12 protein-coding genes are annotated in these 14,630 nt (G+C 63.6%); 7 read left to right on the forward strand and 5 right to left on the reverse strand.

Annotated elements, in window-relative coordinates; translation table 11 throughout:
* The first annotated feature begins 105 nt into the window (after nucleotides 1–105).
* Nucleotides 106–2,748, forward strand: a complete 2,643-nt coding sequence (gene mprF / locus ACSSU5_RS04580; protein ID WP_264311955.1) for a bifunctional lysylphosphatidylglycerol flippase/synthetase MprF — start codon at nucleotides 106–108, stop codon at nucleotides 2,746–2,748.
* Nucleotides 2,748–4,040, forward strand: a complete 1,293-nt coding sequence (locus tag ACSSU5_RS04585; protein ID WP_492560692.1) for a virulence factor family protein — start codon at nucleotides 2,748–2,750, stop codon at nucleotides 4,038–4,040. The genes mprF and ACSSU5_RS04585 overlap by 1 nt, the downstream gene beginning before the upstream one ends.
* A gap of 43 nt (nucleotides 4,041–4,083) precedes the next feature.
* On the opposite strand, the gene ACSSU5_RS04590 is transcribed toward ACSSU5_RS04585, so the two are convergent.
* Nucleotides 4,084–5,994, reverse strand: a complete 1,911-nt coding sequence (locus ACSSU5_RS04590) for a potassium transporter Kup (RefSeq protein ID WP_264311953.1) — start codon at nucleotides 5,992–5,994, stop codon at nucleotides 4,084–4,086.
* Between the two features lie 236 nt (nucleotides 5,995–6,230).
* Between ACSSU5_RS04590 and rimO the strand changes: the two genes are divergently transcribed.
* The 5 genes from rimO to tsaA all read left to right on the forward strand — a co-directional run bounded on the left by rimO (nucleotide 6,231) and on the right by tsaA (nucleotide 10,168).
* Nucleotides 6,231–7,562, forward strand: a complete 1,332-nt coding sequence (rimO, locus tag ACSSU5_RS04595; RefSeq protein WP_264311952.1) for a 30S ribosomal protein S12 methylthiotransferase RimO — start codon at nucleotides 6,231–6,233, stop codon at nucleotides 7,560–7,562.
* 111 nt (nucleotides 7,563–7,673) lie between these two features.
* Entirely contained in the window at nucleotides 7,674–8,132 is a 459-nt protein-coding gene (locus tag ACSSU5_RS04600; protein WP_264311951.1) for a GNAT family N-acetyltransferase, read from the forward strand.
* A 112-nt stretch (nucleotides 8,133–8,244) separates the two neighbouring features.
* The gene (locus ACSSU5_RS04605; protein ID WP_264311950.1) at nucleotides 8,245–8,955 is read left to right on the forward strand and encodes an rRNA pseudouridine synthase; all 711 of its coding nucleotides are present in this window, start codon (nucleotides 8,245–8,247) and stop codon (nucleotides 8,953–8,955) included.
* A 49-nt stretch (nucleotides 8,956–9,004) separates the two neighbouring features.
* The gene (locus tag ACSSU5_RS04610) at nucleotides 9,005–9,466 is read left to right on the forward strand and encodes a YehS family protein (protein WP_492560693.1); all 462 of its coding nucleotides are present in this window, start codon (nucleotides 9,005–9,007) and stop codon (nucleotides 9,464–9,466) included.
* 6 nt (nucleotides 9,467–9,472) lie between these two features.
* Entirely contained in the window at nucleotides 9,473–10,168 is a 696-nt protein-coding gene (gene tsaA, locus ACSSU5_RS04615) for a tRNA (N6-threonylcarbamoyladenosine(37)-N6)-methyltransferase TrmO (protein WP_492560694.1), read from the forward strand.
* A 57-nt stretch (nucleotides 10,169–10,225) separates the two neighbouring features.
* On the opposite strand, the gene ACSSU5_RS04620 is transcribed toward tsaA, so the two are convergent.
* The 4 genes from ACSSU5_RS04620 to ACSSU5_RS04635 all read right to left on the reverse strand — a co-directional run bounded on the left by ACSSU5_RS04620 (nucleotide 10,226) and on the right by ACSSU5_RS04635 (nucleotide 14,605).
* A complete protein-coding gene (locus tag ACSSU5_RS04620; RefSeq protein ID WP_264311947.1) occupies nucleotides 10,226–11,548 on the reverse strand; it encodes a dicarboxylate/amino acid:cation symporter in 1,323 nt (440 codons plus the stop codon).
* A gap of 307 nt (nucleotides 11,549–11,855) precedes the next feature.
* Nucleotides 11,856–13,202, reverse strand: coding sequence for an ATP-binding protein (locus ACSSU5_RS04625; protein ID WP_264311946.1), 1,347 nt, complete (start codon nucleotides 13,200–13,202; stop codon nucleotides 11,856–11,858).
* Complete coding sequence (locus ACSSU5_RS04630; RefSeq protein ID WP_264311945.1) at nucleotides 13,199–13,876, reverse strand: response regulator; 678 nt, start codon at nucleotides 13,874–13,876, stop codon at nucleotides 13,199–13,201. Before ACSSU5_RS04630 ends, ACSSU5_RS04625 begins: the two co-directional genes overlap by 4 nt.
* 123 nt (nucleotides 13,877–13,999) lie before the next feature.
* On the reverse strand, nucleotides 14,000–14,605 hold the full coding sequence (locus ACSSU5_RS04635; RefSeq protein ID WP_492560695.1) for a hypothetical protein: 606 nt from the start codon (nucleotides 14,603–14,605) through the stop codon (nucleotides 14,000–14,002).
* Nucleotides 14,606–14,630 lie beyond the last annotated feature (25 nt).

Raw genomic sequence — 14,630 nt, forward strand, 5'->3', positions numbered from 1 at the left:
TGAAAGCGTCTGTGCCCGGAGTAATATTGGATACGTTTTCCTAAGGGACTTTCACTTGGCCGCACCTCTCCCTCGCCTCGCGCTATCGGCTCGGGGTATTGATTCATGACCTCCCACAACCCCGAACCTCCGGTGCCGCTCGCTACGGCGCTACCGGCTGCTGCGCAGCGCCTGCCCATGATCGAGCGACTGAGCCGCTATCGCCAGCCCATTGGCCTGGCGGTAACGCTGGTACTGTTCGCCATGGCATTGGTTGCCTGCCGACACCTGCTGAGCGAACTGGACATCTATGCACTGCACGATGCCATGCTCAGCGTGCCGACGCAGTCACTGCTGGGTGCCTTGCTGGCTACGGCAGCCGGGTTCGTCATTCTGCTGGGGTACGAATGGTCGGCCAGCCGCTATGCCGGCGTGAAACTGCCTGCGGGTAGTTTGATTCTGGGCGGCTTCAGCGCCTTCGCCATCGGTAACGCTATCGGCCTGTCGATGCTCTCGGGGGGCTCGGTGCGCTACCGCCTGTATGCCCGACAGGGGCTTGGGGCCGCAGAAGTCGCACGGATGACCGTGTTTGCCAGCCTGTCCTTGGGCTGTGCACTGCCGCCTCTGGCGGCCTTGGCGACCTTGAGCGATCTGCCGGCCGCCTCGACTGCGCTGGGCCTTTCGCCGGGCCTGCTGGCAGGCATTGCCGCAGCCGTACTGGTGCTGTTTGCGGTGCTGGTGATGGGGCTTTACCGCAGACGCCTGGCCGAACAACCGTTGGCCGATAACCTGCTGGTTCAACTGGGCCGCCGCACCTTGCGCCTGCCGGGCGCTCGCCTGGCTGCCCTGCAAATGCTGATCACTGCCCTGGACGTGGCCGCCGCCGCCACCGTGCTGTATCTCCTGCTGCCAGTGGCACCGCCGTTTGGCGCCTTTATCCTGGTCTACCTGCTGGCCCTGGCCGCTGGCGTACTCAGCCATGTACCCGGTGGCGTCGGCGTGTTCGAGGCGATCTTGCTGGCCGCCTTTGCCGACCAGTTGGGCGCCGCGCCACTGGCTGCCGCCCTGCTGCTGTATCGCCTGATCTATGTGGTGCTGCCGCTGCTGCTGGCCTGTGTGCTGCTGCTGGCCAACGAAGCCCGGCGCCTGCTGTTCGCGCAACAGGCCATCAAGGTCGCCTCGGGGCTGGCCGCACCGGTGTTGTCGATCCTGGTGTTTCTGTCTGGTGTGGTACTGCTGTTCTCGGGTGCCACGCCTGAGATCGACACGCGCCTGGAACACATGGGGTTTCTGGTCCCCCATCGCCTGATCGATGCATCGCACTTCGGCGCCAGCCTGATAGGCGTGCTCTGCCTGCTGCTGGCCCAAGGCCTGCGCCGACGCCTGTCTGCGGCCTGGCTGTTGACCACGACATTGCTGCTGGTCGGTGCATTGCTGTCATTGCTCAAGGGCTTCGACTGGGAAGAAGCCTGCCTGCTGACCTTCACCGCCGCGCTGCTTGCCCTGTTCCGTCGCTCGTTCTACCGCCCCAGCCGCCTGCTGGAGCTGCCCTTCTCGCCGGTATTCCTGGTGGCCAGTGCCTGCGTGGTCGGTGCTTCAGTGTGGCTGCTGCTGTTCGCCTATCAGGATGTCCCCTACAGCCACCAGTTGTGGTGGCAGTTCACCCTGGATGCCGACGCACCGCGTGGCCTGCGCGCCGCCATGGGCAGCGCGGTGCTGTTGCTGGCAGTCGCCCTGACCTGGCTGCTGCGTACCGCACCACCGGTGATCCACCTGCCCGATGACGAAGAGCTGCAACGTGCCAACCGCATCCTGCTGGCGTCCGACCAACCCGATGGCGGCCTGGCCCTGACCGGCGACAAGGCCTTGCTGTTCCACCCCGGTGACAACGCCTTCCTCATGTACGCCCGTCGCGGTCGGAGCCTGGTCGCCTTGTATGACCCGATCGGCCCCGCCCAGGAGCGCGCCGAGATGATCTGGCAGTTCCGTGACCTGTGCGACCTGCACCACGCCCGGCCGGTGTTCTATCAGGTCCGGGCGGAGAACCTGCCGTTCTACATGGACATTGGCCTGACCGCACTCAAGCTCGGCGAGGAAGCCCGGGTCGACCTGCGCCGCTTTGACCTCGAAGCCAAGGGCAAGGAGATGAAAGACCTGCGCTACACCTGGAACCGCGGTGGCCGTGACGGCCTCAGCCTGGAAATCCACGAGCCCGGTCACGCCCCGCTGGCAGAGCTCAAGGACATTTCCGATGCCTGGCTGGGTGGCAAGAACGTGCGCGAGAAAGGCTTCTCGCTCGGGCGCTTCAGCCCCGAGTACCTGCAGCACTTTCGCATCGCCCTGATTCGCTTCCAGGGCCGGCCGGTGGCATTTGCCAACCTGCTGGAAACCCACGGCAACGCGCTGGCCAGCCTCGACCTGATGCGTGCACACCCCGAAGCACCAAAGCTGACCATGGAATTCATGATGATCGGGCTGATCCTGCACTACAAAAGCCACGACTACGCCCGCTTCAGCCTGGGCATGGTCCCGCTTTCCGGGCTGCAGCCACGGCGCGGTGCGCCCTTGACCCAGCGCCTGGGCTCGATGGTGTTCCGCCGCGGCGAACAGCTCTACAACTTCCAGGGGCTTAGACGCTTCAAGGACAAGTTCCAACCGGACTGGGAACCCCGTTACATGGCCGTGCCGGCCGGGCTCGACCCGCTGGTGGCACTGGCCGACACTGCCGCCCTGATCGCTGGCGGCCTGACTGGATTGGTGAAACGCTGATGATCCGACGCTATTGGCTGTACCTGGTGATACCGCTGCTGCTCGCCGCCCTGGGCGCTGCCGTGGCCTTCTGGCTGTGGACGCGCCCTGCGCCCGAGGCGCGCCTTGAGCAACTGACCCTCAATAACACCAGCATTACCCGTGTCACCCCTGGCGTGCACGCCAAGGCCCGGGTCGCCATCGGCGTACCTCAGGACCAGGCCCTGACCGACAAGCAGTTGCTGGACCTGAGCCAGGCCGGGGAAGCCCAGCTGGTGCAGGTGATCCTGCCGCCCAACGACTGCACCCTCCAGCAACAAGCGCTGGACCTGGCAGTGACCCAGCTGTCGGAAAAACCGACTTTGGTGGCCGGTATCGGCCCAGGCGCGGCACAGGCCTGGCGTTGGCTGGCCGCACAGACCGACGACAAGGCGCGGGCCATTTCCGTCGACTTCACCCTGGAGCAACCCGGCTGCCAGGCCGCGCTGCCCAAGTCAGCGGCCCATGGCCATTGGAACGTCGCCTGGAACGACAACCCGGATGACGCCAGCGCAGCCTTCGTGCGCGACCAGGCCAACGCCGAAACCAGCATCAGCGATTACGACATCCACTTGCCTCAGGTGCTCAAATTGCAACTGACCCAAGCCCTGGTCGGTCACGATGGCAATGCCCTGGCCATTCCGGTGGTCGAGGTGCCGGCTGGGCAAACCACTGATACCGTCACCTTGTTCCTCTCTGGGGACGGCGGCTGGCGCGACCTGGACCGCGACGTGGCCGGGGAGATGGCCAAACTGGGCTACCCGGTGGTCGGCATCGACACCCTGCGCTATTACTGGCAACACAAGACCCCCGAGCAAAGCGCCGCCGACCTGTCGGAACTGATGCAGCACTATCGCCAGAAATGGGGTACCAAGCGCTTTGTATTGACCGGCTATTCGTTTGGCGCCGACGTGCTGCCAGCGATCTACAACCGCCTGCCGGCCGAGGACCAGCAACGCATCGACGCGGTGATGCTGCTGGCCTTCGCCCGCAGCGGCAGTTTCGAGATCGAGGTCGAAGGCTGGCTGGGCAAGGAAGGCCAGGAGGCACCCACTGGGCCGGAAATGGCCAAGCTGCCTGCGTCCAAGGTGGTGTGCGTGTATGGCGTGGAAGAGACCGACGAAAGCGGTTGCACCGAGAAGACGGCCGTCGGTGAGCGCCTGAAGCTGCCGGGTGGGCACCACTTCGACGAGAACTACCCTGCCCTGGCCAAGCGCCTGATCGGCGAGATCGAGACGCGCCAGGGCAAGTCGAGTGTGGCGGAACAGAACTGAGAGCCTTTTGTAGGCCTGGGCACCAGGCCCATCAGGCTGCGGATCAGATCTCGACCTGGGTGCCCAGTTCGATCACCCGGTTCAACGGCAGATTGAAGAACCGCAGATTGCCGTTGGCATTCTTGAGCAAGAACGCGAACAGATTTCCGCGCCAGCGCGACATGCCCTCCAGCCGCGAAGCAATCACTGTTTCGCGGCTGAGGAAGTAGGTCGTGCGCATCGGGCTGAAATCCAGGTCCTCCAGATGGCACAGCTTCAAGGCCGCCGGCACGTCCGGCTCGTCCATGAAGCCAAAATGCAACAGGACGCGGAAGAACCCGTCGCCATAGGCTTCCACCTCGAAGCGCTCCTGCTCCGGCACCCGTGGCCGGTCCTCGCTGACCACCGTCAGCAGCACCACCTGACTGTGCAGCACCTGGTTGTGCAGCATGTTGTGCAACAGCGCATGGGGTACGGCGTCCGGCCGCGCAGTCAGGAACACCGCTGTGCCTTCGACCCGGTGCGGCGGTTGTATGCGGATGCTGCTGATGAATACCGGCAGCGGCAGCGCACCCTCATCGATACGCTCGACGAGGATCTGCTTGCCGCGCTTCCAGGTGCTCATCAACAAGTAAAGAACGCCGCCCGCCAGTACCGGGAAGGCCCCGCCCTGCACGATCTTCGGCACGTTGGCAGCGAAGAACAGCCCATCCACGAACAGAAAGCCCAGCAGAATCGGCACCGCCAGCACCGGGGGCCACTTCCATAGCAGCAGCATCACCGCCGACACCAGAATCGTGGTCATCAGCATGGTGCCGGTGACCGCCACACCGTACGCCGCGGCCAGGGCCCCGGAAGACTCGAAACCAATGACCAGCAGCACCACGCCGACCATCAGCGTCCAGTTCACCGCACCGATGTAGATCTGCCCCTGCTCATCGCTGGAGGTGTGCTGGATCTGCATGCGCGGTATGTACCCCAGCTGAATCGCCTGACGGGTCAGGGAGAACGCCCCGGAAATCACCGCTTGCGAAGCAATCACCGTGGCCATGGTCGCCAACCCCACCAACGGCAGCAATGCCCAGGAGGGTGCCAGCAAGTAGAAGGGGTTGCGCGCCGCCTCCGGGTTTTGCAGCAGCATTGCGCCCTGGCCAAAATAGTTGAGCACCAGCGCCGGCAGCACCAGGGCGAACCAGGCGCGGGCGATGGGTTTACGGCCGAAGTGGCCCATGTCGGCGTACAGCGCCTCGGCACCGGTCAGCGCCAGCACTACGGCGCCGAGAATGGCCACCCCCATGCCGGGATGAACGATGAAGAAGTTCACCGCCCAGCCTGGGTTGAACGCCCTGAGCACTTCCGGGCTCTGCGAGATGCCATGCACCCCCAAGGCCCCCAGCACCACGAACCAGGCCACCATGATCGGGCCAAACAACTTGCCGATCTTCTCGGTGCCATGCTTCTGCACCAGGAACAGCGCCACCAGCACCACCAGCGAGATCGGGACCACCCAGTGATCGATGCCGTCGAAGGCCAGGCCCATGCCCTCTACAGCCGACAGCACCGACACTGCCGGGGTGATCATGCTGTCGCCATAGAACAGCGAAGCACCAATCAACCCGCAGATAACCATCAATGTACGCAGCCGCGGATGGGCCGCCGTGGCCCGCCGCGCCAGTGCGGTAAGCGCCATGGTGCCACCCTCGCCTTGGTTGTCGGCACGCAGGATGAACATCACGTACTTGAACGACACCACCCACAGCAGCGACCAGAGGATCAGCGACAGGATCCCCAGCACGCCGTCATGGTTGACCGGCACTCCATAGCCACCGGTAAAGACTTCCTTGAGTGTATACAGCGGGCTGGTGCCGATATCGCCATAAACCACCCCGACAGCCGCCACGAGTAGGCCCAGCGACCGCGTCGCGCCCTGCTTTCCCTCGTGTCCGCCTTCGGCATGACTGCTTGCCTGAACCATCGACCACTCCCGCAGACGGCCCTCTGGGCCGATAGAATTCACCCCCGCGCCTGGGCATGGCAGATGCCTAGGCGCAACGGCGCGAAGCATAGCGCAGCGTTCGTCGTATTTCTGCTAGTCAAGCGACCTTACGCTCGCTAGAATTGCGCACTTTTTGATCAGAGGCGCCAAAAAGCGCCCGTCAAGATCGCCCCCGTTTCCGGCCGGGCGACCTGTATTCAATACCGAGGTTAGTCATGTCCACCACTCCCGCCACTCCTAAGGTAGGTTTCGTAAGCCTGGGTTGCCCTAAAGCCCTGGTCGATTCCGAGCGCATTCTGACCCAGCTGCGCATGGAAGGTTATGAAGTCGTGCCTACTTACGAGGACGCCGACGTGGTGGTGGTCAACACCTGCGGCTTCATCGACAGCGCCAAGGCCGAGTCGCTCGAAGTGATCGGCGAAGCGATCAAGGAAAACGGCAAGGTCATCGTCACCGGCTGCATGGGTGTCGAGGAAGGCAGCATCCGTGATGTGCACCCAAGCGTGCTGTCGGTTACCGGCCCGCAGCAGTACGAGCAGGTGGTCAACGCCGTGCACGAAGTGGTACCGCCGCGCCAGGACCACAACCCGCTGATCGACCTGGTGCCGCCACAGGGCATCAAGCTGACCCCGCGCCACTATGCGTACCTGAAGATTTCCGAAGGCTGCAACCACAGCTGCAGCTTCTGCATCATCCCGTCGATGCGCGGCAAGCTGGTCAGCCGCCCGGTGGGTGAAGTGCTGAGCGAGGCCGAGCGCCTGGTCAAGGCGGGCGTCAAGGAGATCCTGGTAATTTCCCAGGACACCAGCGCCTACGGCGTCGACGTCAAGTACAAGACTGACTTCTGGAACGGCCGCCCGGTCAAGACCCGCATGCTCGAGCTGTGCGAAGCGCTGAGCAGCCTGGGCGCCTGGGTGCGCCTGCACTATGTGTACCCGTACCCGAACGTCGACGACGTGATCCCGCTGATGGCCGCCGGCAAGATCCTGCCGTACCTGGATATCCCCTTCCAGCACGCCAGCCCCAAGGTGCTCAAGTCGATGAAGCGCCCGGCCTTCGAAGACCGCACCCTGGCGCGCATCAAGAACTGGCGCGAGCAGTGCCCTGAGCTGGTGATCCGTTCGACCTTCATCGTCGGCTTCCCCGGCGAGACCGAAGAAGACTTCCAGTACCTGCTCGACTGGCTGACCGAAGCCCAGCTCGACCGCGTCGGCTGCTTCCAGTATTCGCCTGTCGAAGGCGCCCCGGCCAATGACCTGGGCCTGGACGAAGTGCCAGATGACGTCAAGCAGGACCGCTGGGACCGCTTCATGGCGCATCAGCAGGCCATTAGCAGCGCCCGCCTGCAACTGCGCATCGGCAAGGAGATCGAAGTACTGATCGACGAAGTCGAGGAGCAAGGTTCGGTTGGCCGCAGCTTCTTCGATGCACCGGAGATCGACGGCAGCGTGTTCATCGATGGCGACCACGGTTTCAAACCGGGCGACAAAGTGCGTTGCCGGGTGGTGGATGCCGACGAGTACGACATGTGGGCTGAGCCTGTCTGATCGACGCATCACCTTTGTAATGCCGGGGGCTGCAAAGCAGCCCCAACATCTCCCAGGCCACTTCTGGCTTTTGCATCTATGTTTTCCTCAATCCACAGGAGGAATACGCGGATGGTCCAGGTCTCGACGCTACAAACACCACACCTGAGCGATTACCCCGAACTGACTCAGGTTTGGGAAGACTCAGTGCGCGCGACCCACGACTTCCTGCCTGATGCCTACATCGTCCTGCTTCGCGAGCATGTACTGCGCCAGTACCTCGACGCGGTCATGCTGATCTGTTGCAAGGACCGACACCAGCGTATCCAGGGCTTTGCCGGGGTGTCCAAGCGGCAGGTGGACATGCTGTTCGTCGCGCCCGCCTGGCGCGGCAAGGGCATTGGCAAGCGGCTGCTGCACTATGCCATCAAGGAGCTCAATGCCGAACGCCTGGACGTCAACGAACAGAACCCCCAAGCCTTGGGGTTCTATCTGCACGAAGGTTTTGAGGTAGTCGGCCGTTCAGAGACCGATGGGCTGGGGCAGCCCTACCCCTTGCTGCACCTGCGACTGATCCGCGCAGAGGCCTGACCCGGCTGCCGTGCTCTCTCGCCAAAACGGCGTAAATGACACAGATTCCCAGCCCTTCGGCCGTTCAGGCAGGTACAATGACGGCCTTTCCCTGCCTTTGCGAATCGTCGTCATGTCTGAGCCCGTCCGCCTGTCCAAACGCCTTATCGAGCAGTTCGGCTGCTCCCGCCGCGAAGCCGAGCTGTATATCGAAGGCGGCTGGGTCACGGTCGATGGCGTGGTGGTCGAGCAGCCGCAGTTCAAGGTTGAAGGCCAGCAGGTCGCGCTGCTGCCCGGCGCGCGTGCCGAGAACCTTGAGCCCGTGACCCTCCTGCTCAACCAGCCTGCCGGCCTGGACACCGAGTCGGCACGTATCAGCATGACCATGGACAGCCTCAGCGAGGCGCACCGTGAAGGGGTACGCCCCCTGCATGGGCACTTCACCAAGTTGTCCTGCATTGCCCCGCTGGAGCGCGGCGCCAGCGGCCTGCAGGTGTTCACCCAGGATTGGCGGGTTTCCCGCAAGATCGACGCCGACCTGCGTCGCCTGGAGCAGGAATACATCATCGAAGTCAGCGGCGAAGCCACGCCACAGGCGCTGGAACGCCTGGCTCGTGGTGTCATGCGCAATGACCGGGAGCTGCCCAAGGCCAAAGCCAGCTGGCAGAACGAGACCCACCTGCGCCTGGCCTTGAAAAACCCGCAACCGGGGCAAATTTCCGAGCTGTGCGCCAGCCTGCGCCTGCAGATAATCAGCATGCGCCGCATTCGCCTGGGCGGTGTGTCCATGGGCAAGCTGCCACTGGGACAGTGGCGTTACATGGCCTCCAGCGAACGCTTCTAAGCAATACCGCCGCGCCGGATCGCGCGGCTCAGAACAGGATTCGAGTCAAATGAACCACAACGATGTACTGCGCAGCCTGCGCTACATGCTCAAGATCAACGATGCCAAAATGGTCGGCATCATCAAGCTGTCTGGCCTGGACGTCACCGCCGAGGCCTTGGCCAACTACCTCAAGAAAGAGGAAGAGCCAGGTTTCGTGCGCTGCCCCGACCCGGTCATGGCGCACTTTCTTGATGGCCTGGTGATCCACCGCCGTGGCAAGGACGACAGCCGCCCTGCACAGCCGGTCGAACTGCCGGTGACCAACAACACCATTCTGAAAAAGCTGCGGGTCGCATTCGAGCTCAAGGAAGAAGACCTGCACGTAATACTCAAGTCGGTCAACTTCCCGGTCTCCAAGCCCGAGCTCAGCGCCCTGTTCCGTAAGGTCGGCCATGACAACTACCGGCCCTGCGGCGACCAACTGCTGCGCAACTTCCTCAAGGGCCTGACCCTGCGCGTGCGCGGCTGAGTGGCCATGCAGCATACGGTTTCACCGGTCGGCATCGTCCGCTCCTGCTTCAAGGAAAAGTTCGCCATCCCGCGCCAGCCACAGCTGGCACCTGCGGCGCGTGGTGTGCTGGAGTTGCTGCCACCGTTCGACCAGGGTGATGCCGTGGCGGGCCTGGAACAGGTCAGCCATGTGTGGCTGCTGTTTCTGTTCCACCAGGCCCTGGAAGACACGCCACGCCTGAAAGTGCGCCCACCTCGCCTGGGCGGCAACAAGAGCATGGGGGTGTTCGCCACCCGTGCCACCCACCGGCCCAACGGTATCGGCCAGTCGGTGGTACGCCTGGAGGGCGTCGAGCCGGGGCGCCTGCTGCTTTCCGGGATCGACTTGCTCGATGGCACCCCGGTGCTGGATATCAAGCCCTACGTACCGTACGCCGACAGCATTGCCGGCGCCCGTAACCAGATGGCCAGCGAAGCACCTGCCGCAATCGCCGTAGCGTGGCACGACAATGCCCTGCCCCAGGCCCGCGAGCATGCCCTGCGCCTGGGTGAACCCCTGGTGGAGCTGATCGAGCAGTGCCTGGGACAGGACCCTCGACCGGCGTATCAGGTACCCGCACCGGAGCGGGTATACGGGGTGAAGTTCTGGGATGTGCAGGTGCGCTGGCACTATCCGCAACCGGAACAGATCCGCGTGCTGGAAGTGGTCCTCGACCGTTGATCCAAGCAGCTACAAAAAAGGCGACCCGAAGGTCGCCTTTTTCATTTCAGCGCGCGATCAGCGAGCCGGGCCTTCAGCCACGCCGAGGTCGTCGGTCGGGCGAGTATCTTCCAGCGGTGCGCCGCCGGATGCCAGTTCCGATGCCAGCTTGTCGTCGTCCATTTCGTTGACCCACTTGGCCACGACCACGGTAGCAACGGCGTTACCGACCAGGTTGGTCAGGGCGCGGGCTTCGGACATGAAGCGGTCAATACCCAGGATCAGCGCCAGGCCGGCAACCGGCAGGTGGCCAACAGCCGACAGGGTAGCGGCCAGCACGATGAAGCCCGAACCGGTCACGCCTGCAGCACCTTTGGAGGCCACCAGCAGCACCAGCAGCAGGGTGATCTGGTGGGTGATGTCCATGGTGGTGTCAGTCGCCTGGGCGATGAACACGGCAGCCATGGTCAGGTAGATCGAGGTGCCGTCCAGGTTGAACGAGTAACCGGTCGGGATCACCAGGCCAACCACGGATTTCTTCGCACCCAGACGCTCCATCTTGGCCAGCATGCGTGGCAAGGCGGACTCGGAGGAGGAAGTGCCCAGCACGATCATCAGCTCTTCGCGGATGTAGCGGATCAGCTTGATGACGCTGAAGCCGTGGGCGCGGCAGATACCACCGAGGACCACCAGGACGAACAGCAGGCAGGTCACGTAGAAGCAGGCCATCAGGTAGCCCAGCTGCACCAGCGAACCCACACCGTACTGGCCGATGGTGAAGGCCATGGCGCCGAAGGCACCGACCGGGGCCAGTTTCATGATCATGTTGATGATGTTGAACATGACATGGGCGAAGCGGTCGATCAGGTCGAGCACCGGCTTGCCATAGCTGCCCAGGCGGTGCAGGGCGAAACCGAAGATCACCGAGAACATCAGCACTTGCAGGATGTCGCCGTTGGCGAAGGCACCGACCACGGTGTTGGGGATGATGTTGAGCAGGAAGCCAACGGTGGTCTGCTGCGCGCCGGCGGCGGCGTAGGCGGCCACGCTGCTGGCGTTCAGGGTGGAGACGTCGATGTGCATGCCAGCGCCTGGCTTGACCACGTTGACGACGACAAGGCCAATGATCAGGGCGATGGTGGAAACGATTTCAAAGTACAGGAGCGCGTAGCCGCCGGTCTTGCCTACCGACTTCATGCTCTGCATGCCGGCGATGCCGCTGACCACGGTGCAGAAGATGATCGGGGCGATGACCATCTTGATCAGTTTGACGAACCCGTCACCCAGGGGTTTGAGGGCGACGCCGGTTTCCGGGTAGAAGTGGCCGAGCAGGATGCCGATGGTGATGGCGACCAACACCTGGACATACAGGGATTTGTACAGCGGCTGACGTGTCGTCATGGCTAATTTCCTCAAGTGTGCCGGTTTCACCCTTCCCAGGGCGAAGGCACCTGAATCGCTAACCCTCCTGCACATGGAGGGATTTGTCGTTGTGTTCGAGCTGCCTGGGCAGGCCTCTGCCAGGATCAATAGCAAGGGCAATGCCAAATTGCCCATGAAGGGTGCAAAGGCACTGTTTGCTAGGGGTCATTGCCCAACGACAGGGCGAAAAAGCTGAGGAAGGCTGGCGGATTTCCGCCCGGTGGCGGGATTTGTACAAGGGCGGATGGCGGGAATCCGCCCATCATGGGCCGCTACTGGCTGCAGATCAATCCAGCTTGAAGGTGATCCGGAACGCTGCACCACCCAGCGGCGAATCGCCCAAACTCAAGCCGGCGTCATAGCTGTCGACGATGTCCTTGACCACCGCCAGCCCGATGCCCTGCCCCGGGTGCTGGCTGTCCAGCCGCTCACCACGCTCCAGAATGCGCTCGCGCTGATCGGCCGGTACCCCCGGCCCATCGTCTTCAATGCACAGCGTCAGTTGCCCTGGCGCCTCTTCCAGGCTTACCCGCACCTGGCCCAGGCTCAGCCGGTAGGCGTTCTCCAGCAGGTTGCCAAGCAGCTCCAGCAAGGCGCCCTGCTCCATTGGTACCTGCGCGGCCTCGGGGATCTCCAGTGCGACGCTGACACGCTTATCCCGATAGACTTTGGCCAGCGTGCTGCACAAGCTGTCGAGCAGCGGCTTGAGCAGCACGCTGTGGCGCACCAGGCCGCTCTTGCGCAAACTGGCGCGCTGCAGTTGATAGTCGATCTGCTGGCTCATGCGTTCGATCTGGCTCTGCAGCACCCGCGCCTGTTCGCGCTCGCCGCTGCGCTGGCGCAGGCTCTCGCCGACCCCCTGCAACACCGCCAACGGTGTCTTGAGGCTGTGCGCCAGGTCGTCCAACGAGTCGCGATAGCGCTGACGCTGCTCACGTTCGCTGTGCAGCAGACGGTTCAACGAACCGGTCAGGCGCAGCAGTTCACGCGGGTGCTCGCCGCTCAAGCCGTCCCGTGCCCCCGCCTCGACCTCGTCCAGCTCCCGGCTCAACCGCCGCAGCGAACGCAGCCCCCAGGTCAAGCCGGCCCAGAGCAGCACCAGCAGCGCCAGCAGCGCGGCGCCAAACCCCAGGTAGAGCTTTTCGCGCAGGCCATCGAGGGTGTGCTGGTACTCGCGCACCGGCTGCAGCGCAACGATGCTGTAGGCCGCGCTCTGGCCGCCGAGCAGCTTGATCTCGACGTCATAGACGAAGAACTCATCGCCATTGGCCTGATGGGTGCGGGCGAATTCGTTGCCACGGCCGTCATAGCGGGGCCGGTAGTTGATGTTCTGGTCTGCAGTGGCCCGTGACTGCCACACCAGGTTACCGTCGCGGTCGAAGATATAACCCAGCAGGCCGGTGTAGGGCAGGTTGTAGCGCTCGTCCGGCAACAGGGTGGGCATCTGCAACTGGCCGTGCTCAATGCGGGCGGCGGAGATCAGCGTGGTCACGTCCGAGGCCAGGCGTTGCTCGATGGACTCCTGCAGGGCCAGGCTGAACGCCTTCTGCAAGGCAGGCAGCAGCGCCAGCATGAACAGCAGCGCCAGCACTGCGGCGGCCAGCATCAGGCGCACCCGCAGGGAGCGGATCATCGGCAGCGCTCGGTGAACAGGTAACCCAGCCCGCGCACCGTGTCGATGGGTTTGAACCCCTGCTCACCCTCCAGCTTGCGGCGCAGGCGCCCGACCAGCACCTCGATGACATTGGGGTCCCGTTCTTCATCGCCTGGGTAGAGCTGCTCCATCAGACGGTCCTTGGCCACCACCTGCTGATGATGGCGCATGAGGTATTCGAGGATGCGGTATTCGTAGGCGGTCAGGGCCAGGGGCTGATCGTCCAGGGCCGCCTGTTTGCGGTTGAGGTCGAGTACCAGTGGCCCTGCGGCAATGGTCGACTGGGTAAACCCGCTGGAGCGGCGCAACAGGGCGTTGAGGCGCGCTTCGAGCTCTTCGAACTGAAAGGGTTTGACCAGGTAGTCGTCGGCACCGGCGGCCAGGCCTTCGACCTTGTCCTGCCAGTTGCCACGGGCGGTCAGGATGAGGATGGGGAAAGTCTTGTCCTGGCTGCGCAGGCGGCCGATCAGTTCCAGGCCGCTCATGCCGGGCAGCCCCAGGTCGATCACGGCCAGGTCGAAGTGGTACTGCTCGGCTTGGTACAGCGCCTCTTCGGCGTCGGCGACGGCCTGGACCACGTGGCCGCTTTCGCCCAGGCGGGTGTAGAGGTGATGGCGAAGCAGCGCTTCGTCCTCGACCACCAGCAGTTTCATGTGCAGCTCCTTTTTTTATGGCCTGTGCCGGCCTCTTCGCAGCACAAGGCTGCTCCATCGGGCGATCTCTGCGCCTGGAGCAGCCTTGTGCTGCGAAGCGGCCGGTACAGGATAACAACTACCTCAGAACTTGTAGTTGGCCGACAGGTAAGTCTGCGCGCTGCTGGTCAGGCGCAGGGTGCCGTCCTTGGGCCCGCCACTGGCGCCAACCTCAGTAGCGGCATTGGTGCGCAGGTAACGGTAGCCCAACTCCACCGAAGCCTTGTCGGTGATTTCCTGGATCACGCCTGCCTGCAGGCCCACGGCGTAGCCATAGTCGGTATCACGGCTGGCACCTGGGGAGTCCTGGGTCAGCTTGGTCATGCCCAGGCTGCCACCGCCGAACAGTTTGGTGGTGTCGCCCACCGGCAGGAACAGGTCATAGCTGCCCAGCAGGTTTTCCTGGCGCAGCTTGAGGCCGCTGTGGTCGCCCGAGACGTTGTCGTAGGTCATGTAGTAGCGACCCTGGTCGTTGATTTTGCCCACACGTACACCCCAGGTGTCGTCCTTGCCGATGATGCCGTCGGCGTTCAGGTGGTCGGTGTTGCGCTGCAGCAGGCCGGACTTGCGGACTTTGTCGCTGGTCTGGCCATAGGTCAGGCTGGCGAAGGTGTCGTCGGCGGCCTGGGCGGTGGTGATGCCAGCGGCGCAGACGGCCATGGCGGCGAGCAAGGTATTGATGGTTTTCAAGGCTTCGTACTCCAGTTGGATGCGC

The sequence above is a fragment of the Pseudomonas sp. E1MeOHC2 genome (assembly GCF_058745025.1).